The sequence below is a fragment of the Streptomyces boninensis genome (assembly GCF_048572725.1).
GTDB lineage: Bacteria > Actinomycetota > Actinomycetes > Streptomycetales > Streptomycetaceae > Streptomyces > Streptomyces boninensis.
Genome location: NZ_CP183837.1, coordinates 2,609,593 through 2,636,303, shown reverse-complemented (window position 1 = coordinate 2,636,303; position 26,711 = coordinate 2,609,593). Strand labels below are relative to the sequence as shown.

Sequence of the window (26,711 nt, the reverse complement as noted above, 5' to 3'; positions counted from 1 at the left end):
AGGAGCTCTTCGATGAGAAACGCTTCGCTGCCGCGGCGGCTGCTGGCGCTGGCCACGGACAACTGGCTGTCGCGGGGTTACCTGGCGGTGCTCGCCACGTCGATCGCACTCGCGGTCGCCGCGCCGGACAGCGACGCGGTGGGCATGGCTCCCATGCTCCTGACGGCTCCGCTGTCCTTCTTCGGCATCGCGGTGCCTTTCGGTCCTGGGACCGAGGGTGGGGGAGTGGTGCAGGTGCTCGCGCTGGCCGCCACCTTGGGGTGGGCGGGGGTGTGCGCGTTGGTGAACGCGGCGGTGCTCGGTGCGCTGGCGCACGAGGTGAGTGGCCGTAGGACGGCCCGGCACGCCTGACGCCTTCTTACTGCTTCGTCTTGGACGGCGCTCGCATCTCGCTCTCTCACTCGGAGGATTTAGCTATGGCCCGCACTGCACGCCCTCGTATCCGGAGAATCAGGGCGCTGCTGACGCCCGCGGTCGACAACTGGCTCTCGCGCGCCTACCTCGCTCTGGTGGCGGCCTCGCTGGGCTTCTTCCTGTGGGCCGCGTACCTGTCGGAGGACGTCGGATTCGCCGGCATCTGGCCGCTCATTACGACGGCGCCGGGCAGCTTCCTCGCCCTGCTGCTCCCGGCCCCCACGTGGGCCTTCCCCGCGATCGACTGGCTCGGCCCGCTCCTCTTCGCCGCCGGCACCGCCGCCTCGGGCCTGGTCAACGCTGCCCTGCTGGGCGTGCTGGCCCGCCAGCTCCGCCCGCGCTCGCTGCGCGCAGCGAACTGAGGCCCGCCGCCGTATCTCAGCTCGTGGCCGCCAACGGCGCCTTCTGCAACGGAATAGGCCGCCGCATCACGGACGGCTTCCGCTTCCCCATGACCACGCCCTTACGAGACGAGGGCTCCGCGCCAGCGCGCCGCGACCGCGCCGGCCCGGGGATCGGCGCGGGCTCGGCTGCAGGGGTGGGCGTGGTCGCGGCGGCCGGGGTGGGCGCGGTCACGCCCGCCGTGGGGTCGGTGGTGGTCGCGTCTGCGGCGGGGTCGATCGTGGCCGGGGCCGCGGCGGGGTCGGTCGTGGCCGGGACCTCGCGCGACGCTGGGCTTGTGGCGGGGGCGGGCGTTTCACCTGTCGCTGCGCTTGGCGCGCCGCCTGGTGTCGCGGAGGTCTCCTTGCCCGGTGCGGTGCTCGCGTCCGCGGCACCTGCGGGTGACACTTCCGGCGCCTCGCCCGACGGGGCGTCAGCGGCCGCCTCGGCCCCGCCTTCGCCCCCCGCGCTCGTACCGCCCCGGCTGCCCTGCACCGCATCTGCCGCGCCCTGTACCGCATCTGCCGGGGCCTGCACCGCATCTGCCGCGGCCTGTTGAGGACCTGCCAGGTCGGCAGGCGCCGTGCCGTCGACCGTCGCGCCCGTGCTGCCCCGACTGCCCTGCGCCGCACCAACTGCGGTCTGCCGGGCTTCGGCTTGGTCGCCAGGCGGCGTCACCTCGTCCCTTGGGCCCGCGCCGCCCCGACCACCCTGCATGGCACCCGCCGCGGTCTCCGGAGGCCCTACCTGGCCGTCAGGCGTCGCGCCCTCTCCCCTTGCGCCCGCGCCGCCCGTACCGCCCGAGCCACCCGAGCCGTCCTGGCCGTCCGTGCTGCCCCGGTCCCCCTGCGCCGCATCTGCTGCGGACTCCGGTCGACCGGCCTGGCCGGCCGGCAGTGCGTCCTCATCCGTCGGCTCCACCGCAGCGCCCCCGCCGCTCTCCGTCGGCACCGCCCCGCCGCCCACCGAGGGCTCCGTGCGCCCCGCCTCCTCGCCGCTCGCGCCAGCCAGGGATTCCGCGCCCGCCAGGGACCCCGCCCCCGCCAGGGCCGGCTCTCCCGGCGCCCTCCCCGCGCCCGCCGCGGATTGCGTCTCCGTCGCGCCCGTTACAGGCCCCGCCGCTGTCGCGCCCGTCGCGCCCCCCGCCGCCTCGCCGCTCGCGCCAGCCAGGGACTCCGCCCCCGCCAGGGACTCCGCCCCCGCCAGGGACTCCGCGCCCCCCGCGGATCGCACCAACGACGCCACCCCCACCGCCAACGCCCCCGCCGCACAAGCCAGCCGCAGATCCCCCTCCGCAGTCCACCACCCCGCCCCCGGCAGCCACCCACGCGGAGCCGCATAGTGGCTGAGCTCGCGTCCGGACGGCCGCCAGAGGCCCACCCAGCTGCCCGCTGGGCCGTCCAGGCGCAGCGCCACCCCGCAGCTCTCCGGCATCAGGGCCTGGCCGGGCTGGACGGCGAAGGGGGCCATCACCACGCCGGCCAGCGGCGAATTGCCGGAAGCGCCGCCGCCACTCCCGCCCCCCGGCCGCAGCGCCTCCGGAAAGCGCACCGGACGCGAGCTCCCCAGCACCCCCCACCCCAGCCGGTCATGGCCGGGCGCGTCCGACAGGACCAGGAGCAGCCCGCTGTCCGGATCCGCCAGCAGCAGCCGGTCGTTGCTGTCCTCCGTGATCTGCAGCAGCGGGGACACCTCCCCGGTGTGGCGGACGTCCACCGCCACCGCCTTCGTACGCCCCTCCAGCGAGCGGTCCACCGCAAGCAGCCCGCCGGCCCGGTCCAGCCAGCGACCCCCCGTGCACCGCCCCTGGACCTCCGCCGCCAGCTCGACGCCCCCCGTATCGCCGCCGTGCACAAGCCACACCGCCGTCGACCGATCCCCGGGCGCCAGCGCGTACACCTCAGAACTGCCCACCGCCGGCGGCACCAGCAGCAGCTCGCCCCCGGGCCCCGCCTCGACGCTGCCCAGCTCGACCTCGCCGGTCGCCGGACCGGATGGGTAGAGCAGCGACAGGTGGTGCCGGCCCGCCGCCGGGTCCACCAGCCGGCGGATCAGCACCCGCCCGTCGCGCAGCGGCAGCACGCTGCTCGCCGGCTCCTCGGGCTGCGCGCACGGGAGCGGTACGGCATACGGCTCGGGCCCGCCGAGCGTCCAGCGCTCGGGGAACCAGTGGCCCGCGCTGTCCGTAGCCAGACAGGCCGCGTACGACCCGTCCGCGGAAAGCACGAACCCGGCCCGCTGCACCCCAGCTCGACCGGCCGCGATCTCCGCCCGCTGGTCGCCGCCCCCCGTGACGGTGGTCTCGTCCGCAACGGCTGTCATCGCTCGCCTCACCTCCGAGGCCGAACGTAGGGCTTCGCACTTCCTGCCGAACAACGCGACTAGGTACCCGTCACACAAAGGGGTGGGGATTCGCGCATTCCGCTGTGCCGCGCCAGCGGAATATGCTCCGGCCGGACAGCCGAGCCCGCGCCCGCACCCGGCAGGTAACCTCTCACCCGTGCCCGCACTCTCTGACGTCATCGCCGCCCTCGACGCCCTCTGGCCCGCCGACCGCGCGGAGGACTGGGACGCCGTCGGCACCGTATGCGGCGACCCGGATGCCGAGGTCACGCGCGTGCTCTTCGCCGTCGACCCGGTGCAGGAGGTCGCCGATGAGGCGGTACGGATCGGGGCCGGTCTGCTCGTCACGCACCATCCGCTCTATCTCCGCGGCACCTCCACGGTGTCGGCCGCGACCTTCAAGGGGCGGGTTGTTCATAGCCTGATCAAGAATGATGTGGCGCTGCATGTCGCCCACACCAACGCCGACCGGGCTGATCCCGGTGTCTCCGACGCGCTCGCCGGAGCGCTCGGGCTGCGGGTTCGCGGGCCGCTCGTACCGGACGCGACCGACGCCGACGGGCGGCGCGGGCTCGGGCGCATCTGTGAGCTCGACGCGCCGCTGACGCTGGGCGCCTTCGCCGACCGGGCCGCCCGTTCGCTCCCCGCCACGGCCGCCGGCCTCCGCATCGCCGGCGACCTGGACGCCGAGGTGCGTACGGTCGCGGTCTGCGGCGGGTCCGGCGACGGCCTGATCGATGTCGTACGGCAGGCGGGGGCCGATGTCTTCGTCACCGCGGACCTGCGGCACCACCCCGTCTCCGAGGCCCAGGAGAAGTCGCGGGCTTCCGACGGCCGCCCGTTCCTCGTGGACGCGGCACACTGGGCCACGGAGTGGCCGTGGTGCGAGCAGGCGGCCGCCCAGCTCGACCAGATCTCCGACCGCCACGGCTGGGGGCTGCGGACGCACGTCTCCCGTACCCTCACCGACCCCTGGACGGCCCGCTCGGGCACTCCAGCCGATCCAGCCCCACTCACCCAGGAGCAGCCAGCTTGAACGCCGCGCCCGCCGACCAGATCCGCCTCCTGGACGTCCAGGCCCTCGACGTCCGGCTCACGCAGCTCGCGCACAAGCGCAAGAACCTTCCCGAGCACGGCGAGGTGACCACCCTCGACGGCGACCTCACCCAGCACCGCGACCTCCTGGTCGCCGCGCAGACCGAGGAGTCCGACACCGGCCGCGAGCAGACCAAGGCCGAGCAGGACGTCGACCAGGTGCGGCAGCGTGCCGCCCGCGATCAGAAGCGCCTCGACTCGGGCGCCGTCACGTCGCCCAAGGACCTGGAGAACCTGCAGCGCGAGATCGCCTCGCTCGCCAAGCGGCAGGGCGACCTGGAGGACGTGGTCCTGGAGGTCATGGAGCGCCGCGAGGCCGCCCAGGGCCGCGTCGCCGAACTGACCGAGCGCGTCCAGTCCGTCGAGGCCAAGCTCGCCGACGCCACCTCGCGGCGCGACACCGCGTCGAGCGAGCTCGACGGCGAGGCGGCCGACGTCCGCAAGGAGCGCGAGACCGTCGCCGCGGAGATCCCGGCCGACCTGCTCAAGCTCTACGACAAGCTCCGCGAGCAGCAGGGCGGCGTCGGCGCCGCGAAGCTCTTCCAGCGGCGCTGCGAGGGCTGCCGCCAGGAGCTGCCGATCTCCGAGATCAACGAGATCCGGGCCGCCGCCCCTGACACGGTCGTACGCTGCGAGAACTGCCGCCGGATTCTGGTGCGCACGCCCGAGTCCGGCCTGTGAGTTCAACCCGCTTCGTCATCGAGGCGGATGGCGGGTCCCGCGGGAATCCGGGGCCCGCCGGGTACGGGGCCGTGGTGCGGGATGCCGCTTCCGGTGATGTGGTCGCCGAGCGGGCCGCCTATCTGGGTGTGGTCTCCAACAACGTGGCCGAGTACCGCGGGCTGATCGCGGGGCTGCGGGCTGCGGCGGAGATCGATGCCGAGGCGTCGGTGCTCGTACGGATGGACTCCAAGCTGGTCGTGGAGCAGATGTCCGGGCGCTGGCAGATCAAGCACCCGGCGATGCGCGAGCTGGCGGAGGAGGCGCGGGGCGCCTTTGCGGGGGAGCGGGTCTCGTACGAATGGATCCCGCGGGCGCAGAACAAGCATGCCGATCGGCTCGCGAACGAGGCGATGGACGCGGGGGTGGCCGGGCGCGAGTGGAGTCCGTCCGAGTCGACAGCCGAGCTGGATGCCGGCCCGGAGACATCGGCTCCCGCCGCCTGGCCCGCCGACCTCGGCACCCCCACCACCCTCGTCCTGCTCCGGCACGGCGAGACCCCGCTGACGCCCGAGAAGCGCTTCTCCGGCAGCGGCGGCTCCGACCCCTCCCTCTCCGACGCCGGGCGCCGCCAGGCCGCGGCCACCGCGGCGCTGCTCGCCGCGCGCGGCTCCGTGCAGGCCATCGTCACCTCGCCGCTGCGGCGGTGCCGCGAGACCGCCGAGGTGGTCGCGGGGCGGCTCGGGCTGGGCGTCGGCGTCGAAGAGGGGCTGCGGGAGACGGACTTCGGGGCCTGGGAAGGGCTGACCTTCGCGGAGGTCCGGGAGCGTTACGGGACGGACCTGACGGAGTGGCTGAAGTCGCCGTCGGCGACGCCCTCCGGTGGTGGCGAGTCCTTCGAGGCCGTCGCGGAGCGGGTGATGGTGGCGCGGGATGCGCTGCTGGAGCGGCATGCGGGGGAGACGGTGCTGGTCGTCTCGCATGTGACGCCGCTGAAGACGCTCGTACGGATGGCGCTGGGCGCACCCGCCGAGTCGCTGTTCCGGATGGAGCTGGCGGCCGCGTCGCTGTCCGCGGTGGCGTACTACGCGGACGGCAACGCGTCGGTGCGGCTGCTCAACTCGACCGAGCACCTCACGCAGAGCTGAGCCGCACGAGCTTCACCCAGCCCTGCGCCTCACACCGTGCCGAGCCCCAGCGACGCCTCCGTCGCCAGCCCCCGGATCCGCTCCCAGTCGCGCGCCGCGATCGCGTCCGGCGGCAGCATCCACGTACCGCCGACGCACGCCACATTCGCCAGCGCCAGGTAATCCCGCGCCGAGTCCGCCGTGATCCCGCCCGTGGGGCAGAAGCGCGCCTCCGGCAGCGGTGAGGCGAGCGAGCGCAGGTAGGGCGTGCCGCCCGCGGCCTCCGCCGGGAAGAACTTCATCTCCGTGACGCCCTTCTCCAGCAGCGCCACCACCTCGGACGTGGTGGAGACGCCGGGCAGGAACGGCACCCCGGTCTCCCGCATCGCGCCCAGCAGCCGCTCCGTCCAGCCGGGGCTGACCAGGAAGCGGGCGCCCGCGTCGACGGCGGCCGTGGCCTGGTCGGGGCGGAGCAGCGTGCCCGCGCCGACGGTGGCCTCGGGGACCTCCGCGGCGATGGCGCGGATCGAATCGAGCGCGGCGGGGGTACGCAGGGTGATCTCGATCGCCGGCAGGCCGCCGGCGACGAGGGCGCGGGCGAGAGGGGCGGCGTCGGCCACATCGTCGAGGACGACGACGGGTATGACGGGGGCGGGGGCATTGCCCAGGAGCTGGTCGGTCACGCGTGCCATCCTCCGTGGGGATGCGTGCCCTGCGCAACAGTCGTTGCGCAATGCGCAATCAAAGGTCCGTGACGATGACGTCGAGCTGGTTCGGCGCGGGCGCCTCGACCTGGTAGCCGAGGTCCCGCAGGGCGTCCCCGAGCGCCGCCGGGGTCCGCGGACTGGCGCCTTCCGCGAGCAGCGAGCGGAGCAGCCGGCCCTTCGTCGCCTTGTTGAAGTGGCTGACCACCGTGCGCTTCTCCACCCCGCCGACGATCTTCGACTGCAGCACCCGCACCGTCGCCGTGCGGGCCGCGAGCTCGCCCTTCGGCTTCCAGAGGTTCGCGTACGTGGAGGAGCGCAGGTCGAGCACCAGGCCGCTCCCGGCGGCCTCGGGCATCACCTCGGCCATGTGCGTACGCCAGAAGGCCCCGAGCCCGCCGATGCCGGGGAGCGCGACGCCCCCGGAGCAGCGGTAGGCGGGGATCTTGTCTCCCGTACGGACCGCGCCCCACAGGCCCGAGAAGATCAGCAGCGACTTGGCGGCCCGGCGCTTGGCGGCCGCGTCCAGGGTCGCGAGGCCCAGCGCGTCGTACAGCACGCCTGTGTAGATCTGCCCGGCCGGGCGGGTCGGCGCGGTGCGCAGGGCGGCGTTCTTGGCGACCTCGCCGTGCAGCCCCTCGCTGAGCCCGAGCACCTCGCGCGCCTTGTCCTCGTCGCCGGAGCAGAGCGCCACCAGCTCGTCGAGAACGGTTTCCCGCGCGGCGGTCAGGCCGGGGAGGGAGAGCGAGCCGAGGTCGAGCGGAGCCCCGCGACGGCCTTCGGCCTTGCCCTCCGAGGGCGGGAGGAGCACGAGCACGATGGTTCTCCTTAGGTGGGTCTGCGCGCCGGAAGGAAGCCTACGCAACGCCGCGCGTGCAGCAGGCGCCCCACCTCCCCGCGGCCTACGCTGACTAAATGCCGCATCGTCTGATGAGCTGCAGCGACGCAGCGGACTCCCCGCTCAGCTGTGCGCTGAGGGAGCTGAGGGAGCGGGAGCAGGTGCCCGCCGGGTTTCCCGCCGAGGTGCTCGCCGAGGCGGAGAGCGTGGTGCAGGCGCCGCCGATCGCCGTCGGGGTGCAGGACGCCACCGACATCCCCTTCTTCACGGTCGACCCGCCCGACTCCATGGACCTCGACCAGGCGATGCACCTCTCCCGCCGCTCAGGCGGCGGCTACCGGGTCAGGTACGCCATCGCCGACGTCGCCGCCTTCGTCACCCCCGGCGGCGCGATCGACGCCGAGGCACACCGCCGCGTCACCACCCTCTACTTCCCCGACATCCGGGTCCCGCTGCACCCCGAGATCCTCTCCGAGGGCGCCGCCAGCCTCCTCCCCGACCAGACCGCCCCGGCCCTGCTCTGGGACATCGACCTCGACTCGACCGGCGACGTCGCCGCCGTACGCCTCGGCCGCGCCCTCGTCCGCAGCATCGCCAAGCTCGATTACGCGGGCGTCCAGCAGGCCATCGACGAGGGCACCGCCGAGGAGCCGGTGGCGCTCCTCCGCGACATCGGGATGCTGCGCGAGGAGGCCGAGAAGGCGCGCGGCGGCATCTCGCTCGGCGTACCGGAGCAGGAGGTCGTGGAGCGCCCGCCCGGCCATTACGACCTCGAGTACCGCGCCCCGCTCCCCGCCGACAGCTGGAACGCGCAGATCTCCCTCCTCACCGGCATGGCCGCCGCCGACCTGATGCTGGCGGCCGGCGTCGGCATCCTCCGTACGCTGCCGCCCGCCGAGCGCGGCGCGGTCGAGTACCTGCGCCGGGTCGCCAAGGCGCTGGGCGTCGACTGGCCGAGGGACACCGACTACGCCACCGTCATCCGCACCCTCAACCCGCAGCGCGCCAACCACGCCGCCTTCCTCCAGGAGTGCACCACCCTGCTGCGCGGCGCCGGCTACACGGTCTTCGACGGCACGTCGCCGGAGCACGCGGAACACGCCGCCGTGGCCGACGAATACACCCACTGCACCGCCCCGCTGCGCCGCCTCGTAGACCGCTACACCGGCGAGCTCTGCCTGGCCGCCGTCGAGGGCCGCGAGCCCCCGCAGTGGGTACGCGACGCCATGCCGGCCCTGCCCGAGGAGATGGCCGAGGGCAGCGCGCGGGCGAACCGGCTGGAGCGCGAATGCGTCGACCTCGCCGAGGCCGCGCTGATGCGGAACCGGGTCGGCGAGGTCTTCGACGGCTACGTCATCGACGTCAACGACCGCAAGGAGCCCGAGCGCGGCACCGTCCAGCTCTACGAGCCCGCCGTCATCGGCCGCGTCGACGCCGCCGAGGACGCGCCCCAGCTGGCGCTGGGTCACCGGCTCCGGGTGCGGCTGACCGAGGCGGAGCCGGGGGCGTCGCCCGTACGCTTTGTGCCCGCCGCCGCGGACACCGCGGCCACGGCGGACGCGGGGTCGTCGGCGTAGAAGCGGACGGCTCCCGAGACCTCGGCGACCTTGCCCAGCGGCCGTACGAAGCGCAGCGGCGGGCCCTCCGTCAGCTCCACCGTCACCGTGGTCTGGCTGGCGACGGCCAGGTCGAGCGAGCCGTCGTCGCGCACCAGCGCCGGGCCGCTGCCGTCGGGGAAGCGGCGGTCGGTACGGGCGGCGACGATGCGGTCGGCGGGGATGCGGAGCTCGAGCAGCACGCCGTAACGGAGGTGCAGTCCGCCGTCGGCGGTGACCACGTGCGGGCGGACGGCGCAGGAGGCGTGCAGGGCGACGATGAAGTAGATGCCCCAGATGTCGATGACCAGGACGATCAGGTGGACGACCGGCCAGGGGATGATCAGGGCGAGGGCGACCGTCTCGATGACGGAGACGAAGAAGAAGCCCCAGATCACGAAGGACTGGCCGGCGGCGTACTTGACCGGCACTGCCCCCGGGCCGACGCCGTGCGGCGGGCGGCGGGCGATCCAGCGGCAGAAGCTGGTGAAGAGCTTCAGCTCGTGGACGGTGAGGCGGCGGACGGCGGCCGGGATCGTGTCCCGTATCGCGGCCATGAAGGCCTCGCGGGGCGGGAGGCCCCCGCTGCGATGGCGCCGGTAGTCCGCGGTGAGCACCGTCGCGGCGGCGGCGAACAGCGCGAGCGTCAGCGCCTCCACGGCGTGCCGCACGAGGGCGGGTATCGGGGCGCCGGACACCAGGCACAGGACGAGGACGACCTCGCCGGGCACCAGCGCGAACATCCCCCAGCGGACGGCCCTGCGCAGCGCGTTCACCGGCTCCACCGCTCTTGGAGCAGGTTCATCGCGCGGCGCAGGACCTCCGCCTGGGCGGGGGCGAAGTCCGCGAAGATCGCCTCCGCGAACCCCCCGCCGTCCTCGTCCGCCGCCGGGTCCCCGGCCGGCGGCTGGAAGGCCTCGTGGGGCATGGCGTCCGCCACCAGTCGCGCCAGCTCCGGGATGCGCGGGTCGTCGGTGGCGGCGTCGGCCAGCTCGTCGAGCCGGGCGTAGATCTCGTACGCCCGCTCCATGGCCTGCTCGTCGGAGCTGAGGGTGTGGACGAGGCCGAGCATCCACTGCCGGTGGCCCTCGTCCGCGTTGGCCTCCAGCATCGCCAGCAGCTCGCGCTCCTTGACGGCCATCACGGGCTCCGGGCCCTCGCGGTCGGCGGCCGTACGGGCCATGTCGTCGAAGACCGCGGCGAGTTCGGGGGAGACCGGGCCCTCGGGCGGGAGGCCGCCGGCGGCCGCGCGCTCCAGCAGTTCGCCGAGCCGGGCGCGGCGCTCCCTGATGGCCTCTTCCTGGCGGGCGAGGTCGGCGTCGAGCTCGGTGAGGATCTCGTGCAGGTCCTTGCCCGCGTCGTCGGCGAGCGCGTCGCGCACCTCGTCGAGGCCGAGGCCGAGCTCGGTGAGCCGCCGGACGCGGGTCAGCTCGACGGCGTCGCGCAGCCCGTATTCGCGGTAGCCGTTGGACTGCCGGGCGGGCTCCGGCAGCAGGCCGATGCGGTGGTAATGCCGCACCGTACGGGTGGTGACGCCGACGAGTGCGGCGAGCTCTCCGATTCGCATGACCTCAGTAGAAACGTTGACGCTGCGACAAGGTCAAGCGGCGCGCTTGACGGCTAACGCTGTTAGCCTTATGGTTCTAGCTAACGGCGTTAGCCGCCCACTCTCCGAGGAGGAAGCAATGACCGCCACGATGATCACCCAGACCCCGACTGCGAGCCGGACAGTCACCCGCCGCATAGCCCGCGTCGCCTGGGCCGCCAACGCCCTCTTCTGGGCCGCCTTCGCGGTGCTGGAGGGCATCAACCACGGCGCGCTCGCCTACACCCTCGCCGCCGTCTTCCTCATCGCCCCCGACCTGACCTTCCTCGTCGCCGCCCGCGACTCGGCCCGCACCGCTCCCGGCCAGCTCCCGCCCCGCGCCGTGCCGTACTACAACACCGCCCACCGCGCCCTGATCCCGCTCGCGCTGATGGCGCTCTACACCTTCACGCCGATCGAGTGGGCCCCGGCCTTCGCTGCCCTGTGCGGCTGGATGGCACACATCTCCGCCGACCGCGCCTTCGGCTACGGTCTGCGGACGAAGGAAGGATTCCAGCGTGACTGAAACGGCCGCAGTCGCAGGGCAGCACCTCAGCCCCCGCGCCCGGCAGATCGTCGGCGCCGCCCGCGAACTCCTGGAGCAGGAGGGCGCGGACGCGCTGACGATGCGCCGGCTCGCGGACCGCATCGGGGTCAAGGCCCCGTCCCTGTACAAGCACTTCCCGGACAAGGCGGCCGTGGAGGTGGAGCTGATGGCGCTGTCGTTCGCCGAGCTCGCCGACGCGCTGGAGGCGGCGGAGGCGGCGGCGCCCGGGTCGCTGGCGGCGCTCTTCGCGGCGTACCGGGGCTATGCGCTGGCGCACCCCGGCCTGTATCGCCTGGCCACGGCGGGGCCGCTGCCGCGCGAGTCGCTGCCCCCGGGGCTGGAGGAAAGGGCCGCCGCGCCGCTCTTCCGCGAGCTGGCTCTCGACGAGCACACCGGGCGGGCGGCGTGGGCGTTCGCGCACGGGATGGTGGTGCTGGAGCTGGACGGCCGCTTCCCGGGCGGCGCCGACCTGGACGAGGCGTGGCGGGTGGGGGCGGCGGCGTTTACGCGGTGACGGTGGCTTGGACTCGTACCGGAAAGCTCACGGAGTGGTTGACGAAGCACTTCTCCCGCGCCTCGTCATGAAGCTTTGTCGCCAAGTCCACCATCGCTGGATCCGCCACCGTCACCCGCGGCCGCAGCGCGACCTCGCTGAAGTGATCGGGCTCGCCCCCGCGCTCGGAGAGCAGCCCGCGGGCCCGGTCCTCGTACGAGGTGACGACGACCCCCGCCTCCCCGCACAGGTGCAGATACCAGAGCAGATGCCCCTGAGCGACGGCCGCGGTCAGCAGCTGCTCCGGATTCCAGCGGGCGGCATCGCCGCGGAAGGGACCGGTGTCGGCGCTCCCGGCGATGGGTGTGGCGGGCCCGTCCGCGCTCACGGTGTGATCGCGTGCGTAGGCGTCAGGGCCGCTCGTCCCGCTGCCCCGGTCGCCGGTCCAGGTGACGGTGATCTCGTACGGGAATTCCGTGGTCACCCCGCCGAGCGTAGAGCAGAATGCGCGCTATGACCGCCCCCCGCCCCCGCCGCGAACACGCCGCCTACACCAGGGCCGCGATCGGCGACGGCGCGGCGCTCGACCTCCTCACCGCGTGTTTCACCGAGCATCGGTACGCGCCGCACAGCCACGAGGAGTTCAGCATCGGGATGTGGACGGGCGGCCTGGAGGTCATCGACTATCGCGGCGGGCAGCTGTACGCGGGACCCGGCAGCGTCGTCGTCCTGGCGCCCGGCGAGATGCACACGGGCCGCCCGGCGGGCTGCGACGGCTACGCGTACCGCGCCTTCTACCCCAGCCTCGACCTGCTCTCCGAGGGCACCCGCACCATCCCGCACTTCACCGAGGGCGTCTTCCACGACCCCGAGCTCGCCCACCGGCTGACCGCCGCGCACCGCGCGCTCAGCCGCACCGCGGACCCGCTGGAGGCCGAGTCGCGGGTGCCGCTGCTGCTCACGGCGCTGGCGCGGCGGCACGGGAAGGCCGGGCCCGTACGGGAGGCGCTGCCCGGGGCCGGAGACCTGGCGCGGGCGATACGGGACCGGCTCGCCGACGAGCTGCTCGCCCCGCCGTCGCTCGCCGAGATCGGCTGCTCGCTCGGCCTGTCCCGCTATCAGGTGCTGCGGGTGTTCCGCGACGCGATGGGCGTACCGCCGTACGCCTGGCTGGCACAGCACCGGGTGGCGCGGGCGCGCGGGCTGCTGGACGAGGGGCGGACGCCGGCGGAGGCGGCGGCGCTGGTCGGATTCGCGGATCAGGCGCATCTGACGCGCTGGTTCCGGCGGGTCATGGGGGTCACGCCCGGGGCGTATCGCAACAGCGTTCAAGACGCGGCGGCCGGCTGCGGCTGAGGCTGCGGGCATGAGCGTACGCGGCTGGTCTCTCTTCGTCGGTCTCGCCCTGGTCTGGGGCGTCCCGTACCTGATGATCAAGGTGGCGGTGGGCGAGGTCTCGGTGCCCCTGGTGGTCTTCGCGCGCTGCGCGCTGGGCGCCGCGGTGCTGCTGCCCTTCGCGCTGCGGCAGGGCGGGATGTGGACGGCGGTCAGGAAGCACTGGCTGCCCATCCTGGGCTTCGCGACCTTCGAGGTCCTCGGCCCCTGGTACACGCTCACCGACGCCGAACGCCACCTCTCCAGCGGCACCACGGGCCTGATCGTCGCCGCCGTCCCGGTGCTGAGCGTCTTCGTGGCGCGGCTGCTGGGCAGCACCGAACGCCTGGGCGCCGTCCGCTGGCTCGGCCTGGCGATCGGCTTCAGCGGGGTCGCGGTGCTGTCGGTCCCGACGATGTCCGGCGGCGGGGTGTGGCCGGTGACGGAGGCGCTGCTCACGGCGGTGGGCTACTCGATCGCCCCGCTGATCGCGGCGCGCTACCTGTCGGACGTACCGACGCTGCAGGTCATCGCCCCGACCCTGCTGCTGGCGACGGTCCTGTACGCGCCGGGTGCGGCGCTGACGTGGCCGTCGTCGGTGCCGTCGGCGGAGGCGCTGGCGTCGATGGCGGGGCTGGGGGTGATCTGCACGGCGCTCGGCTTTGTGATCTTCCTGCAGCTACTACGGGAGGTGCCGCCGTCGCGGGCGATGGTGTTCGTGTATCTGACGCCGGTGGTGGCGGTGACGGCGGGGGTGGTGCTGCTGGAGGAGGAGGTCACGGGGTGGGTGCTGGCGTCGTTCGCGCTGACGGTGGTGGGGTCGGTGCTGGCTACGGGGAGGTCGGGGGCGCGGGACCGAGGTGCGGAGGACCCGCACCTCAACCGGCAGCGGCCGCCGGCCGACGCCGCAGCTCAATCAGCGGAATCACCCGCCCAGCCCGCTCCTGATGCTCGGTGAAAAAGGGCGCCAGCTGCACGAGCTCATCCCACAGCCGCTCCCGCTCCGCCGCGGGGGCGACGACGGCCTCCGCGTCGTAACGCTCGGGCCCGAGCTCGACGACGATGTCATCGGGATGGGCGACGAGATTGTGAAACCAGTCGGGCGCCCGAGCCGCCCCCATGGCGGAGGCGACGACAAAGACCCGCCCGCCATCCCGCCCGCCATCCCGCCCGCCATCCAGCCGCCAGAACCCGAGCGGCGTGGTCCGCCGCTTCCCGCTCCGGGCCCCGGTGTGGGTAAGGAGCAGCATCCGATCGGCATGCATCATCTCGCCGATCTTCCCGGTGCCGCCCTGAGCGCGAAACTGCTCGGCGACCTGCTGATTGAGGGCGTTGCGCTGCTCGGTGCTCATCGAGAGGGGATCCATGGGCGCTCAATCTGCCAGATCGCCGGGCCGGGCACTCGCGGATCTGGACAGATCACGCAGGTTAAGATGTCCGTACGGCGGACGAGCCGGCCGGGCGGCCGCGTCGGTTCCGGGATTTCCCGGGACCGCCGAGGAACGTCCGGGCTCCACAGGGCAGGGTGGTGGGTAACGCCCACCCGGGGTGACCCGCGGGACAGTGCCACAGAAAACAAACCGCCGGCGGCCTTAACGGGCAGCCGGTAAGGGTGAAACGGCGGTGTAAGAGACCACCAGCGCCCGAGGCGACTCGAGCGGCTAGGTAAACCCCACCCGGAGCAAGGTCAAGAAGGGGCCATCGGAAACGACGACCCTGCGCGAGCGCTAGAGGGCGGCCCGCCCAAGCTCGCGGGTAGACCGCTAGAGGCCGGCGGCAACGCCGGCCGTAGATGGATGGCCGCCTCCCCCGGCCCCGCAAGGACCCGGGGAGACAGAACCCGGCGTACAGGCCGACTCGTCCGCCAATCCGGCCCTGACCTGTGGGTTTCCGCGGGTCGGGGCCGTTTCTGTGGCGGTGTGGTGTTCCCTGCTGACCTGGGCGTTTCCCGGGACTTCCCGCGCGGTTGTGGTCTGGATGTGGTCTGGCGGCGCCGTTCGCCAGATCGTCCGCATCGCGGGGTGCCCGCAGGTTCGAGTCCCCGGCGGGGCGCGACCAGATGGGAACGGGCGTCACCAGCGGGTTTCCGGGGCGCGGGTCACGATCGAAGCGACGTATGGGTTGGCGTGAGGTGGGAAGTGAGAGCGGCGTTAGCCAGCCCTTCGGAGAGCGTCGGAAGGAGTCACGGGGAAGCGCTGGTCGCGGTGGCGGGGCTGCGACCTGCGCGAATGTGCTGATGGTGAAGGCGTCGAGACGGTTGCCGAAGACGCGTTGCGTCTAATTGCCGACGCAGGATGCGTTTGTGGGGATCACTGCGACAACATGCAGGGACGATCCCCCGAGCGTATCGGGAAGAACCTGCGTGGCTGGGCGTTCCACAAGGCGTGGTGTGACGAGTATGCGGCCTGGACGCGGCAGACGGCGCAGGATGTGTACGACATGTTGTGGTTCTGCCTGCGGGAGGCGGAGCTGCCGCAGATGGTGATCTCCACGACTCCGAAGCCGCTGCCGCATGTGAAGCGCCTCGTCGAGCGTGGCCGACTTCAGGAGCGGCAGGCCGCCGCGGGCGGAGGACAGCCGAAGGTGGTGCTGACGCGCGGGCACATGCGGGAGAACGACGCGAACCTGTCGGCGGTGGCCCGCGCGGAGCTGGAGGAAGAGTACGCCGGTACCCGCCTCGGTCGGCAGGAGCTGTCCGGCGAGCCCTTCGAGGACGTCGAGGGCGCGCTGTGGCAGGGCTGGATGCTGGAGGTCGAGGGCTTCCGGCCGCGCCTGAACCACCTACCGGAGCTGCAGCTGGTGGTGATAGCGATGGATTCCGGCCACGAAGTCCCACGAGAACGCCGACCTGACGGCGTTCACAACTGCAGGCCGCGACAGGCCGGTGGAGACGCTGTACGGCGATGACCGGTCGCGCGGATTCGTGCTGCACTGCGAGCAGGGCCGGCGCACTCCGACGCAGGCGATGCAGTGTGCGGCGCACCTGTTCCATGAGTATCGCGCGGACTGCGTCGTGATCGAGGCGAACAACGGCGGTGACTACCTGCCGGCGCTGCTGGAGCAGGTGGACCCGACGGTGTCGTGGCGGAATCGTTCACGCGACGGGCGGCAAGCGGGCGCGGGCGGCGCCAGTGGCGCAGCTGTATGAGCAGGCCCGAGTGCACCACGCTGGCCCGCCAAGGGTGTACGCAGAGCTGGAGGAGCAGATGACGACGTTCGTCGGACAGGGTGAGACGGAGGACTCGCCGGATCTGCTGGACTCGCTGGTGTGGGGGCTATGGGACCTGTTCCTGGATCCGGCGATGCCGGCACCGCGACGTGGGGCAGATGAGCGTCTGCAGGGACGAAGGTGACGTGAACTGCTCAAGTCGGGTGTCGCCCACTGCGCTTGATCGGGAGAGCCTGCCAACGGGCGGGCGTGGTCCGGTACGGTATCGGCGTGATTACGGGTGAACTCAAGAGCAAGATCGACCGACTGTGGGACGCCTTCTGGTCAGGCGGGATCTCGAATCCCCTCGAGGTGATCGAGCAGATCACCTACCTGATGTTCCTGCGCCGACTGGACATGATCCACACGGCCAAGGAGAGCAAGAAGAGCTTCACAGGCGAGCCGATCGAGAGCCCCGTATTCATCGAGGGCACCGAGGAGCTGCGCTGGTCACGCTTCACTAACCGGGACCCGGGGACCATGTTCAAGCTGGTCTCAGAGGAGGTGTTCCCGTGGCTGCGCAACCTGCGCGGCGAGCAGTCCACGTACGCCGCCCATATGAAGGACGCCCGGTTTACCATCCCGACTCCGAATCTGCTGGTCAAGGCCGTCGACATGCTCAACGGCATCGACCTGAGCGACCAAGACACCAAGGGCGACCTGTACGAGTACATGCTCGGCAAGATCGCCACTGCTGGTCAGAACGGCCAGTTCCGCACACCGCGACACATCATCCAGCTGATGGTGGCGATGATGTCCCCTGGCCCGAAGGATGAGATCTGCGACCCGGCGTGCGGCACCGCGGGCTTTCTAGTGGAGAGCGCGGCTTATGTGAGGAAAAATCATAAGCACGAGATCCTGGAGAAGGAGCGGCACCGCCACTTCCACGAGAGCATGTTCCACGGGTTCGACTTTGACAGCACGATGCTGCGAATCGGCAGTATGAACATGCTGCTCCACGATGTTGAAAACCCAGACATCAGGTATCGCGACTCGTTGGCCCAGAGCGCGGCCGGCGAGGCAGAGCGTTATTCGATGATTTTGGCCAACCCACCCTTCGCCGGCAGCCTCGACTACGAGACCACCGCAAAGGATCTGCAGCAGGTCGTCAAGACTAAGAAGACGGAGCTGCTATTCCTCACTCTGTTCCTGCGACTCCTGAAACCCGGGGGGCGGGCTGCGGTGATTGTGCCGGAGGGTGTGCTGTTCGGCGCCAGCAAGGCGCACAAGGACCTGCGGAAGTTGCTCGTAGAAGGTCACAAGATGGACGCCGTGGTGAAGCTGCCGGGCGGTGTCTTCAAGCCGTACGCAGGAGTCTCCACTGCAATCCTGTTCTTCACCAAGACCAATAGCGGTGGTACTGACAGTGTCTGGTTCTACGAGGTCACGGCGGACGGCTGGAGTCTTGACGACAAACGCACACCGCTGCTCCGGGAGGACAAACTCGGGCCGCTGGTCGGCAGCCACGTGCTGAATGAGAGCGAACATGCCAAGAATAATTTGCCCGACGTTCTAGCGCGCTGGGGTCGTCGCAACGGCAGCGAACAAAAGCGGATGAGGACGGAGCAGAGCTTCTGCGTCCCAAAGGAAGACATTGTTGCCCAGGCGTACGACCTGAGTCTCAGCCGGTACAAGGACATTGTCCATGAAGAGGTTGAGCATCGCTCGCCAGCAGAAATTATGGATGAGCTTACCCGAATTGAGGCGCAGATTCAGCGGGGCATGAGCGGTGTAAAGGAGATGCTGGGGTGAAGATGCCGTATGCACTCCCTGGTGATTGGCGATGGGCGAAATTTGGCGAAGTCGCTCGCGTTGCGAGCAACCTCGTGGATCCGGAACTCTACCCAAATGAGCCGCACATCGCCCCTAACCATATCGAATCGGCAACAGGTCGCCTTCTTCCCTACTCGACAGTTTCGGAAGACGGAGTAAAGAGCGCAAAGAATCGGTTTAGTGCTGGGCAGATCCTGTACTCTAAGATCCGTCCGTATCTCGCCAAGGTTGCTCTACCGGATTTCTCTGGGCTTTGCAGTGCCGATATGTATCCGATCGAGAGTTCGATCGATTACCGCTATCTGCAACACTGGATGCTGAGCCCTGATTTCACGCTCGCGGCGAGTCGAAAACAAGGAAGGAATCTCCTTCCGAAGATCAACGTGCGCGAGTTGTCGTCCCTACCCGTTCCTATTCCATCAAGCGGGGATCAGCAAAGAATTGCTGATGTGTTGGATTCGGTGAACGATTTGCGGAACGAGCGTCGAGAGTCCGTAACTCTTATCGATGACCTTGCGCAATCGATATTTCGGGAAATGTTCGGAGATCCCTCGGTAAACCCACTCGGCTTCCCTCAAGTGCGGCTAGAGGAAGTCTCCGAGCAGGTGACAGATGGGGAACATCAGACTCCGAAACGGGAGCCACATGGCATCAAACTCCTATCCGCGCGAAATGTTAGGGATGGATTTATCGATTTCTCGAATGTCGACTACGTTGGCGTTCAAGAATATGAGCGAATCCGCGGGCGCTGTGACCCGAGGCGTGGCGATGTGCTGATTTCATGTTCCGGGACGATTGGGCGGGTTGCCCCGGTTGAGACTGATGAACGCTTTTCTTTGGTGCGGAGCGCGGCCCTGGTAAGGCCACGACGTGATGTGGTCTCGACTGACTACTTGGTGAGTTATCTGCGGACGCCGGTGATGAAGGCGCGAATGATCCAGCGTGCGAATGCGTCAAGTCAGGCCAACTTGTTTCAAGGCCCCATTCGAGAGCTGCCCGTACTCATCCCGCCGCCAGGTCTGCAGGACGAATTCGGGAAGAGATTCAGGGCGGTCGTTGATCTTAAATCGCAGCATAGTCGCCACCTTGAATTGCTGGATGAATTGTTTATGGCGCTGCAGCATCGCGCGTTCCGCGGCGAGTTGTTTGCCGAAACATGATTGACTTCACGGTCAGCCCAGTCACTATGCGGGGGGTCGCCAGTTTATGAGCAACTTCGGGTTCCTGGAAGCAGAGTGGCCGCAGCTTCACAGCGAGGCCATGCAGACTGAGAAGAACGCGGTCGCAGATCCGCGGGCTTCGTGCTTTTATGCGCGCCGCACGCTTGAGTTGGCGTTGCGGTGGCTCTACACCGCGGACGGCGCCCTGCAGCGCCCCTATGCGAAGAATCTCGCGGCGATGATCTCGGAACCGAGCATGGTGAACCTTGTCGGGCCGACGATCCGCGCGAAGATGGATGCCATCCGGCTGCACGGGAACGCCGCAGTTCATAGCCCGGCCCCGGTAGCTGGGCAGACGTCTATGCAGGTCGCGACCGAGCTGTTCCATGTCATGTACTGGATTGCTCGCAGTTACGCTCGTAGCCCTGACGACGCACCTGCACCGGGCCTCGTTTTCGACCGGACGCTTGTTCCTCAGGCCGTATCGGCAGAGACGCAGCGGAAGAAGCAGGTCGAGCTCAAGGCTCTCGCCCAGGAGCATGCGGCCAAGGACGCGGAGGCGGACGCCGAGCTCTCGAGCGAAGACGTCGACTCCGAGCTCGCCAAGCTCCGTGCCCAGATCAAGGCAGCGAAGGCTGCCAATGCCGCTCGGCCGGACACTCACGACTACAACGAGGCCGAGACTCGGACGCTGATCATCGATGTCCTGCTCAAGGAGGCCGGCTGGCATCTCACGGAGCCCCGTGACCGTGAGTTCGCGATATCAGGACTGCCGGCATCCGTCTCGCCGTCGGGCAAGGGCAAGGTCGACTATGTGCTGTGGGATGACGACGGCAAGCCGCTCGCGCTCGTCGAGGCCAAGCGCACGACACGGGATGCGCTCGTCGGTCAGCAGCAGGCGAAGCTGTACGCCGATGCACTCGAGAAGCAGTTCGGTCAGCGCCCAGTGATCTTCTGTACGAACGGCTACCAGACATATCTGTGGGACGACCACCCTTCCTTCGGATACCCGATCCGCGAGGTTCAGGGCTTCTATACGAAGGCTGAGCTGCGGCTGCTCATCCAGCGGCGTGCTGGGCGTCGACCGCTTGGCGGGCTGGAGATCAACGATGAGATCGCGGCTCGCCACTACCAGAGCCGGGCGATCCGGCGCATCGCGGAGACGTTTGAGAAGCGCCAGCGGCACGCGCTTCTCGTGATGGCTACTGGTGCCGGGAAGACTCGTACCGCCATCGCCTTGTCGGACCTCCTCGCCCGTGCCGGATGGGTGAAGCGGGTCCTGTTCCTGGCGGACCGCAAGGCTCTGGTCAACCAGGCGACGAACGCCTTCAAAGAGCACCTGCCGAGCTTCACCACGATCAACCTGTTGAAGGACAGGAACCCCGACGCACGCGTCTACGTCTCGACGTACCCCACGATGATGGGGCTGATCAACGAGATGGACGAAGGGGGCCGGCGGTTCGGTCCCGGCTTTTTCGACTTGATCATCATCGATGAGGCGCATCGATCCATCTATCAGAAGTACGGAGCCCTGTTCGACTACTTCGACGCGCTGCTCGTCGGACTGACCGCTACGCCGAAGGACGAGGTAGACCGCAACACCTACCGGCGATTCGAGCTTGAGGACGGTGTTCCTACCGACGTCTACGACCTCGACGAGGCCGTGAACGAAGGCTATCTCGTCCGCGGGCAGGGCGTCGACGTACCCCTGAAGTTCCAGCGCGGCGGCATCAAGTACGACGACTTGTCCGAGGAGGACAAGGAGAAGTGGGACCTGCTGGAATGGGATACGGACGACGGTAGCGTTCCGACGGAGATCTCCAGCGAGGAACTGAACAAGTACTTGTTCAACGCCGACACGGTCGACAAGACCCTCGAGGTCCTGATGCTCCACGGAGCGAAGGTCGCCGGTGGGGATCGCCTGGGCAAGACCATCATCTTCGCCAAGAACAATGCCCATGCTGCGTTCATCGCGGAGCGATTCAATGCCAACTACCCCGAGTATCAGGGTGAGTTCGCTCGCGTCATTACGCACCAGAGTGAGTACGCGCAGGACCTGATCGACAAGTTCTCCGACAAGGACACCAACCCACACATCGCGATTTCGGTCGACATGCTGGATACCGGCATCGACGTGCCGGAGATCGTCAACCTGGTCTTCTTCAAGCTGGTGCGCTCCAAGACCAAGTTCTGGCAGATGTACGGTCGCGGGACACGGCTGTGCCCGGACCTGTTCGGACCGAACTTGGACAAGAGCGGCTTCCTCGTCTTCGACATGTGCCAGAACGTCGAGTTCTTCAACCAGGATCTTGGGCGTGCCGAAGGCAAGTTGCTGGCGTCCCTCAGCGAGCGCCTCTTCCGCAGCCGCGCTGACCTGCTCATGGCGCTGGACCAGCTGAACCCGGGGCTGGTTGCCGATACCTCCCCCGAGCAGGCGACTCAGGCGCCAGCCCAGGACGCTGAAGACGGTACTTCGAGCGAAGTCGGCCTGCGCTGGGATCTCGCGCGGCGTCTGCACCAGGAGGTGACCGGGATGAACATCGACAACTTCCTGGTCCGCCCCTACCGTCGCCAGGTCGACCGGTTCGCGGACTTCAGCGCCTGGAAGGAGTCTGTCGGCCAGGACGAGCACACCGAGGTTACAGAGAACCTGGCGAAGCTGCCGACTGCCTTCCGCGAGGACGAAAACAGTGAGGAGGCCAAGCGTTTTGACCTCCTGGCGCTGCGACTGCAGCTCGCTCTGCTGAGGGCCGATCCCGAGTACGCGCGGCAGAAGGCGCAGGTGCAGGACATCGCCTCCGCGTTGCTCGACCAGAGCACCATCCCGGCGGTTCGGGACCAGCAGGTGCTGATCGAGGAGCTCTCCGGCGACGAGTGGTGGCAGGACGTGACCTTGCCCATGCTGGAGGTGATGCGCCGCCGCATCCGAGGGCTGGTCAAGTTGATCGAGAAGACCAAGCGCGGGATCGTGTACAGCGACTTCGAGGACGAGGTCGGCGAGCTTGCGCTCACCGAAGTCAAGTCCATCCAGCACGGCACGAATAAGACTCGCTTCGAGGCCAAGGTCCGAAATTACCTGCGCAGTCACGAGGATCACCTCGCAGTGCAGAAGATCCGCCGCAACCGGCAGATCACGACCACCGACCTCACCGAACTCGAGCAGATCTTCCTCCAAACGGGGTTCGGCACCGAGGAGGACATACAGAGGGTGAAGAATGAGACTGGCGGCATGGGGATCTTCCTTCGCTCCCTAGGCGGCTTGGAGCGTTCCGCGGCCGCGGCGGCGTTCGATGCCTTCCAGGCGGAGCGCTCGTTGACAGCGAGCCAGCTCGACTTCCTCAACCTGCTGATCGATTACCTCGCCAAGAATGGCGTCGTCGACGCAGGGGCGATCTTCGAGCAGCCGTTCACGACGATGGCTCCCCACGGGCCGGTCGACGTCTTTCCCGACCAGCAAGACGTCCATGCGATCATGGGGGTACTGCGCGCTGTTCACGGCACCGCGGTTCCTGTGGAGGGGGCAGCGTAGGGTTTGGCCAGGCGGCGCGGGGTCGAGTTGTGGAGGACATGGCCCTGCGCCAGTTGGTGATCGATGCCTGGTCGTGGCTCTCGTACAAGCCGGTGAAGTTCGTCGACACATACCTCATTGACCCGGCAGCGATGAGGACGGCAGACGTGGCCCGTGACATACCAGACTCCGGTGCATCGCCCCGCAACATCCATGGATGGTCGGCATGCCGACCACCCTGGCACTCCAGCCGCCTGCTTCGAGGAGGCTCCGGAGTCGCGGACCTCACCCGTACTGACCGGCACCCAGCCCTGCCGACGCCCACCCTGACCTGCTGCTATTTACGCGTCAGAGGAGCGGGACACTGTGTCAGTGAGTCCAGTGCCCGGTCACCGCGATCCTGGTCACCTCTGTTCCGTCAGTAGCTTGGTGTGGAGGTCGATATCGAGAAGGTTGGGGAGGACGACGTCCGAGCCTGTTGCCCGAAGCTCTGCCTCATCGCTGCGACCGGTGGCCACGGCGATGACCCGGACCGCGTTGTCCCGTGCGGCTGCGACATCAGCCGGGGTATCGCCGATCAGGATCGCGTGAGTCGGCGCGACGCTGGCGCGTTGGAGGGCGAGGTGGACGAGTTCGGCGCGTTCGTCGTCGTCCTCGCCGTAGGCACCCACGTCCCAGCGGATGTGGCGGTCGAGGCCGAAGATCTGCAGCTTGATCTCAGCCACTGTGCGGACGTTTCCGCTGACCACCGTCTGCACCACGCCGGGCAGCGCTGCGAAAGCATCCAGCGCCTCGACGGCGCCGGGAAGCGCGTGGCCTCGGTCGCGGAGTTCGTCGGCGCGCTCGTGGTGGGCCTTGGCAAGATGACAGGCGAAGGCCTCGAAGTCGGTTCGGTCGGTGTCGATGCCGTGGAGTTTGGCGGTTTCGCGGAAGATGACCGGCTCGGTGATGCCGTCGATCTTCGCCTGCTTGCGCATCTTCTGCCCGGTCGTGGCCTCGAAGGCGGTGGCGGATAGTTCGCGGCCGACGCCCCGGGTGGAGATCAGCGTGTGGTCGATATCCCACAAAACCAGTCGCTTCATTGGCCTGAACCTCCCAGCAGCTGGGCCGATATGGGTACCAGGCTGTCACGGCGTGGTTCCGCGTCATGGGTGCACCGCTCTACGCTGCGCGCACCACGCGGGCCGTAACGGGGAAGGCGGTGATCCGGGGATGGGTGCCTCATCAGGACTGCCGGTCGGGGAGCGGGTACAGCACTACCGCGAGCGCGCCAACCGTACCCAGGTCGCGGTCGCCGGGCTCGTCGGCATCACGGATCGCTACCTGTCGTTGATCGAGACCGGGAAGAAGACACCATCGGCCGGCCCTACCTTCCAGATCACGGGTGAACCCCAGCCATTCGTAGGGTTGTGGCACCCAGGGGGGCGGGGTGTGGCTCTCAGGCTGGCTGCCGTTCGAGGCTGAAGAGGCTTGGCCGCCCCGCTCCCCACGACGACTCGGCCGCCGATTAGGAAGTGCGACAAGGTCGCTGTGTAGGGCAATGCCGGCGAGGTCGTCCGTGGTACGCCAGACAGGAACGACTTCGGGAGCACGATGAGCCGGATATGGGCCGGGATCGACTGCGGCAAGACCCACCACCACTGCGTCGCCATGGACACCGACGGCAAGACCTTGCTGTCGCGCAGGGTGGCCAACGACGAGCAGGAACTCGTCCAGCTCATGGGCGATGTCCTCGACCTCGCCGACGGCCGCGAGGTGACGTGGGCGATGGACATGACCGGCGGTGAACCGGGTCTGCTGATCGCAGTCCTGGTCAACCACATGCAGGAGCTGCTCTACATCCCAGGCCGCATGGTCAACCGAGCGGCCGACACCTACCGGGGCGAGGGCAAGACCGACGCCCGCGACGCCAGGATCATCGCCGACCAGGCACGCATGCGCCGTGACCTCCAAACGATCCGGCCCGACGACGAGACCACGATCGAGCTGCGGCTGCACACCAGCCACCGCACCGACCTGGTCGCCGACCGCACCCGAACCATCAACCGTCTGCGGGGCACCCTGCTGAGCATGTTCCCCGCACTCGAACGTGCCCTGGAACTCACCAACGCCGGGCCGCTGGTCCTTCTCACCGGCTACCAGACACCCGCCTCCCTGCGCCGCATCGGCGTCAGCCGGCTGACCACCTGGCTGCGCAACCGCAAGGTCCGCGGCGCCGAAAGCCTCGCCAAAGCGGCCGTGGAGGCCGCCGCACGCCAACACACCGCCGTGGCCGGAGAGAAGGTCATCGCGAAGATGGTGCACACCTTGGCGAGGGAGGTGATGGCCCTCAACGAGAAGATCGCCGAGATCGACAAGCTCATCGAGGGCCGGTTTCGCGAGCACGAACTCGCCGAGGTCATCTTGAGCATGCCGGGCATGGGGCCCAAGCTCGGTGCCGAGTTCCTGGTCGCCATCGGCGGCAGCCTGGACGGCTTCCCCACCGCGGACCGCCTCGCGGCCTTCGGTGGCGTCGCTCCCGCCCCGCATGACTCCGGCAAGACCAGCGGCAACCTGCGGCGCCCTCAGCGCTACCACCGGCGCCTGCAGCGCGTCTTCTATACCTCCGCGCTGGTCAGCTCCTGGAGCGATCCCAACTCCAAACGGTTCTACGACCGCAAGCGAGCCGAGGGCAAGAGCCACGTCCAGGCCGTCCTCGCGCTCGCCCGCCGGCGCGTCAACGTGCTGTGGGCCCTCATCCGAGACCGAAGGTGCTACCAAGTCACGCCGCCAGTCACGCTCGCCGCTTGACAACAGCATTAGGAAGCCTTATTGCGCGGCTGGCTGCCGAGCTCGGCGTCCCCGTCGCGGCGCTCCTGAGCACTGAGCCTGTTCCCGACGCTCCAGCCGCCCGCACCGGTGCGCCGGATGTCGGCCGGGCGCTCATGCGGCACCACTCGCCCAGCGGTGATGCCGACCTGATCAGCCCGGATGCGTTGCGTCAGCGGGTGGAGGCGGCGTGGCATATCTGGCAGCGTTCCGCCACGCGGTTCAGTCAGGCGGCAGACCTTCTCCCTGGGCTGATCACCGATGTTGAGGACGCCCTGCGTGGGCAGCATGGTCATGCTCAGCTGCGGCGTGAGGTGTTACGCACGGCCAGCGACTTATACGGGCTGCTGCGTTCCTACACCCGCCGCACCGGCCGCCTGGACCTGTCGCTGATGGTGGCCGATCGTGCGATCCGTGCCGCGCAGGACGCCGACGACCCCGTACGTATCGCCGCCGCCCAGTGGAACCTCGGCCACGTCCTGCTCTCCCAGCCCGACGGCGCAGAAGAAGCACGTGACCTCGCTGTCCACGCCATCGAAAACCTGCAGAAGGAAGCCCCCGACAGCCGCGAAGCCGTGGCGGTGCGCGGGGCGCTGGAACTGGTCGCCGTGGTCGCCGACGCTCGTCAGCAGCGCTGGTGGGACGCCCGCGCCCGGCTGCGCGACAAGGCCCTGCCGCTGGCGAAGCGGGCCGGCGAGACCAACGTGATGTGGACGGTGTTCGGCCCCACCAACGTCGAGCTGCACGCGGTGAGTATCGAGATGCTCGCCGGGGAGGCCGCCGAAGGGTTGCGGTTCGCCGATGAGATCGACGCGAGCCGGGTGCCGTCCAGGGAGCGGAAGTTCACTTTCGGGCTGGAGACCGCCCGCTGTTACGACCTGCGCCGGGAGGACGCCGCTGTCCTCGTACACCTCCTCGATCTGGAGCAGTTGGCGCCCGAAGACCTGCGGCACAGCCCGCTGGCCCGGGAGCTGGTGACCGGGCTCCTTCGTCGGGTGCGGCCGACGTATCGCCGCCAGGTCGCCGCGCTGGCCGAGCGGCAAAACTTCACCTGAGCTGACCCGAACCTGCAGGCCACCCGAACCCACAGTTCGGGTC

28 protein-coding genes and 1 other RNA gene are annotated in these 26,711 nt (G+C 69.4%); 20 read left to right on the top strand and 9 right to left on the bottom strand.

Annotated features, from left to right (window positions below; all coding sequences use genetic code 11):
• Positions 1-12: 12 nt before the first annotated feature.
• Together ACNNMR_RS11885 and ACNNMR_RS11880 are read left to right on the top strand one after the other, a co-directional pair.
• Positions 13-351 carry an SCO4225 family membrane protein gene (locus ACNNMR_RS11885; protein ID WP_419994536.1) on the top strand — a complete coding sequence of 113 codons (339 nt, stop codon included), beginning with the start codon at positions 13-15 and terminating at the stop codon, positions 349-351.
• Positions 352-416: 65 nt separating this feature from the next.
• Complete coding sequence (locus ACNNMR_RS11880) at positions 417-776, top strand: SCO4225 family membrane protein (protein WP_419994535.1); 360 nt, start codon at positions 417-419, stop codon at positions 774-776.
• Positions 777-792: 16 nt separating this feature from the next.
• Here ACNNMR_RS11880 and ACNNMR_RS11875 read toward each other — a convergent pair whose 3' ends face one another.
• Positions 793-3,117, bottom strand: a complete 2,325-nt coding sequence (locus ACNNMR_RS11875; protein ID WP_419994534.1) for a hypothetical protein — start codon at positions 3,115-3,117, stop codon at positions 793-795.
• Positions 3,118-3,295: 178 nt separating this feature from the next.
• Here ACNNMR_RS11875 and ACNNMR_RS11870 point away from each other — a divergent pair, with 178 nt between their 5' ends.
• From ACNNMR_RS11870 to ACNNMR_RS11860, 3 genes are read left to right on the top strand one after another with little or no spacing between them, the layout of a single operon-like run.
• Positions 3,296-4,174, top strand: a complete 879-nt coding sequence (locus ACNNMR_RS11870) for a Nif3-like dinuclear metal center hexameric protein (RefSeq protein ID WP_419994533.1) — start codon at positions 3,296-3,298, stop codon at positions 4,172-4,174.
• Positions 4,171-4,914, top strand: coding sequence for a zinc ribbon domain-containing protein (locus tag ACNNMR_RS11865; protein ID WP_419994532.1), 744 nt, complete (start codon positions 4,171-4,173; stop codon positions 4,912-4,914). Before ACNNMR_RS11870 ends, ACNNMR_RS11865 begins: the two co-directional genes overlap by 4 nt.
• Complete coding sequence (locus tag ACNNMR_RS11860) at positions 4,911-6,041, top strand: bifunctional RNase H/acid phosphatase (protein ID WP_419994531.1); 1,131 nt, start codon at positions 4,911-4,913, stop codon at positions 6,039-6,041. Before ACNNMR_RS11865 ends, ACNNMR_RS11860 begins: the two co-directional genes overlap by 4 nt.
• Before the next feature lie 29 nt (positions 6,042-6,070).
• Here the strand turns inward: ACNNMR_RS11860 and eda are convergent, their stop codons facing one another.
• Positions 6,071-6,712, bottom strand: coding sequence for a bifunctional 4-hydroxy-2-oxoglutarate aldolase/2-dehydro-3-deoxy-phosphogluconate aldolase (eda, locus tag ACNNMR_RS11855; RefSeq protein ID WP_419994530.1), 642 nt, complete (start codon positions 6,710-6,712; stop codon positions 6,071-6,073).
• Between the two features lie 49 nt (positions 6,713-6,761).
• Positions 6,762-7,541 (bottom strand): peroxide stress protein YaaA, encoded by a 780-nt coding sequence (gene yaaA, locus ACNNMR_RS11850; RefSeq protein WP_419994529.1) that lies wholly within the window; start codon positions 7,539-7,541, stop codon positions 6,762-6,764.
• Positions 7,542-7,639: 98 nt separating this feature from the next.
• Between yaaA and ACNNMR_RS11845 the strand changes: the two genes are divergently transcribed.
• The gene (locus ACNNMR_RS11845) at positions 7,640-9,139 is read left to right on the top strand and encodes an RNB domain-containing ribonuclease (RefSeq protein WP_419994528.1); all 1,500 of its coding nucleotides are present in this window, start codon (positions 7,640-7,642) and stop codon (positions 9,137-9,139) included.
• Here the strand turns inward: ACNNMR_RS11845 and ACNNMR_RS11840 are convergent.
• On the bottom strand, positions 9,028-9,933 hold the full coding sequence (locus ACNNMR_RS11840; RefSeq protein ID WP_419994527.1) for a hypothetical protein: 906 nt from the start codon (positions 9,931-9,933) through the stop codon (positions 9,028-9,030). The two genes, ACNNMR_RS11845 and ACNNMR_RS11840, sit on opposite strands and share 112 nt — an antisense overlap.
• On the bottom strand, positions 9,930-10,724 hold the full coding sequence (locus ACNNMR_RS11835; RefSeq protein ID WP_419994526.1) for a MerR family transcriptional regulator: 795 nt from the start codon (positions 10,722-10,724) through the stop codon (positions 9,930-9,932). The genes ACNNMR_RS11840 and ACNNMR_RS11835 overlap by 4 nt, the downstream gene beginning before the upstream one ends.
• Before the next feature lie 118 nt (positions 10,725-10,842).
• Here ACNNMR_RS11835 and ACNNMR_RS11830 point away from each other — a divergent pair, with 118 nt between their 5' ends.
• Both ACNNMR_RS11830 and ACNNMR_RS11825 read left to right on the top strand, forming a co-directional pair.
• Positions 10,843-11,268, top strand: a complete 426-nt coding sequence (locus tag ACNNMR_RS11830) for a DUF4260 family protein (RefSeq protein WP_419994525.1) — start codon at positions 10,843-10,845, stop codon at positions 11,266-11,268.
• On the top strand, positions 11,261-11,803 hold the full coding sequence (locus ACNNMR_RS11825) for a TetR/AcrR family transcriptional regulator (RefSeq protein ID WP_419994524.1): 543 nt from the start codon (positions 11,261-11,263) through the stop codon (positions 11,801-11,803). The genes ACNNMR_RS11830 and ACNNMR_RS11825 overlap by 8 nt, the downstream gene beginning before the upstream one ends.
• Here ACNNMR_RS11825 and ACNNMR_RS11820 read toward each other — a convergent pair.
• A complete protein-coding gene (locus ACNNMR_RS11820) occupies positions 11,793-12,266 on the bottom strand; it encodes an OsmC family protein (RefSeq protein WP_419994523.1) in 474 nt (157 codons plus the stop codon). The genes ACNNMR_RS11825 and ACNNMR_RS11820 overlap by 11 nt on opposite strands.
• 29 nt (positions 12,267-12,295) lie before the next feature.
• Here ACNNMR_RS11820 and ACNNMR_RS11815 point away from each other — a divergent pair, with 29 nt between their 5' ends.
• Entirely contained in the window at positions 12,296-13,138 is an 843-nt protein-coding gene (locus ACNNMR_RS11815) for a helix-turn-helix domain-containing protein (RefSeq protein ID WP_419994522.1), read from the top strand.
• A 10-nt stretch (positions 13,139-13,148) separates the two neighbouring features.
• On the top strand, positions 13,149-14,114 hold the full coding sequence (locus ACNNMR_RS11810; RefSeq protein ID WP_419994521.1) for a DMT family transporter: 966 nt from the start codon (positions 13,149-13,151) through the stop codon (positions 14,112-14,114).
• On the opposite strand, the gene ACNNMR_RS11805 is transcribed toward ACNNMR_RS11810, so the two are convergent.
• Positions 14,035-14,508 carry a nitroreductase/quinone reductase family protein gene (locus tag ACNNMR_RS11805; RefSeq protein ID WP_419994520.1) on the bottom strand — a complete coding sequence of 158 codons (474 nt, stop codon included), beginning with the start codon at positions 14,506-14,508 and terminating at the stop codon, positions 14,035-14,037. The genes ACNNMR_RS11810 and ACNNMR_RS11805 overlap by 80 nt on opposite strands.
• Positions 14,509-14,605: 97 nt before the next feature.
• Here ACNNMR_RS11805 and rnpB point away from each other — a divergent pair.
• The 7 genes from rnpB to ACNNMR_RS11770 all read left to right on the top strand — a co-directional run bounded on the left by rnpB (position 14,606) and on the right by ACNNMR_RS11770 (position 22,826).
• An RNA gene (gene rnpB / locus ACNNMR_RS11800) (RNase P RNA component class A) lies at positions 14,606-15,020 on the top strand.
• A gap of 458 nt (positions 15,021-15,478) precedes the next feature.
• Positions 15,479-16,063 carry a terminase large subunit domain-containing protein gene (locus tag ACNNMR_RS11795; RefSeq protein ID WP_419994519.1) on the top strand — a complete coding sequence of 195 codons (585 nt, stop codon included), beginning with the start codon at positions 15,479-15,481 and terminating at the stop codon, positions 16,061-16,063.
• The gene (locus tag ACNNMR_RS11790; RefSeq protein ID WP_420000664.1) at positions 16,041-16,304 is read left to right on the top strand and encodes a hypothetical protein; all 264 of its coding nucleotides are present in this window, start codon (positions 16,041-16,043) and stop codon (positions 16,302-16,304) included. Before ACNNMR_RS11795 ends, ACNNMR_RS11790 begins: the two co-directional genes overlap by 23 nt.
• Positions 16,192-16,509 carry a hypothetical protein gene (locus ACNNMR_RS11785; protein WP_419994518.1) on the top strand — a complete coding sequence of 106 codons (318 nt, stop codon included), beginning with the start codon at positions 16,192-16,194 and terminating at the stop codon, positions 16,507-16,509. Before ACNNMR_RS11790 ends, ACNNMR_RS11785 begins: the two co-directional genes overlap by 113 nt.
• 86 nt (positions 16,510-16,595) lie before the next feature.
• Positions 16,596-18,116, top strand: coding sequence for a type I restriction-modification system subunit M (locus ACNNMR_RS11780; RefSeq protein WP_419994517.1), 1,521 nt, complete (start codon positions 16,596-16,598; stop codon positions 18,114-18,116).
• Between the two features lie 2 nt (positions 18,117-18,118).
• Positions 18,119-19,297: a restriction endonuclease subunit S gene (locus ACNNMR_RS11775; protein ID WP_420000335.1), complete on the top strand. Its 1,179-nt coding sequence runs from the start codon at positions 18,119-18,121 to the stop codon at positions 19,295-19,297.
• A 46-nt stretch (positions 19,298-19,343) separates the two neighbouring features.
• Positions 19,344-22,826, top strand: coding sequence for a DEAD/DEAH box helicase family protein (locus ACNNMR_RS11770; RefSeq protein WP_419994516.1), 3,483 nt, complete (start codon positions 19,344-19,346; stop codon positions 22,824-22,826).
• 383 nt (positions 22,827-23,209) lie between these two features.
• Here ACNNMR_RS11770 and ACNNMR_RS11765 read toward each other — a convergent pair whose 3' ends face one another.
• Positions 23,210-23,887, bottom strand: coding sequence for an HAD family hydrolase (locus ACNNMR_RS11765; protein WP_419994515.1), 678 nt, complete (start codon positions 23,885-23,887; stop codon positions 23,210-23,212).
• Between the two features lie 130 nt (positions 23,888-24,017).
• Here ACNNMR_RS11765 and ACNNMR_RS11760 point away from each other — a divergent pair, with 130 nt between their 5' ends.
• Positions 24,018-24,269, top strand: a complete 252-nt coding sequence (locus tag ACNNMR_RS11760) for a helix-turn-helix transcriptional regulator (protein WP_419994514.1) — start codon at positions 24,018-24,020, stop codon at positions 24,267-24,269.
• 129 nt (positions 24,270-24,398) lie between these two features.
• Positions 24,399-25,595 (top strand): IS110 family transposase, encoded by a 1,197-nt coding sequence (locus ACNNMR_RS11755; RefSeq protein WP_419992772.1) that lies wholly within the window; start codon positions 24,399-24,401, stop codon positions 25,593-25,595.
• An 8-nt stretch (positions 25,596-25,603) separates the two neighbouring features.
• Here ACNNMR_RS11755 and ACNNMR_RS11750 read toward each other — a convergent pair whose 3' ends face one another.
• Entirely contained in the window at positions 25,604-25,909 is a 306-nt protein-coding gene (locus ACNNMR_RS11750) for a hypothetical protein (RefSeq protein WP_419994513.1), read from the bottom strand.
• Between the two features lie 18 nt (positions 25,910-25,927).
• Between ACNNMR_RS11750 and ACNNMR_RS11745 the strand changes: the two genes are divergently transcribed.
• Positions 25,928-26,668 carry a transcriptional regulator gene (locus ACNNMR_RS11745; RefSeq protein ID WP_419994512.1) on the top strand — a complete coding sequence of 247 codons (741 nt, stop codon included), beginning with the start codon at positions 25,928-25,930 and terminating at the stop codon, positions 26,666-26,668.
• Positions 26,669-26,711 lie beyond the last annotated feature (43 nt).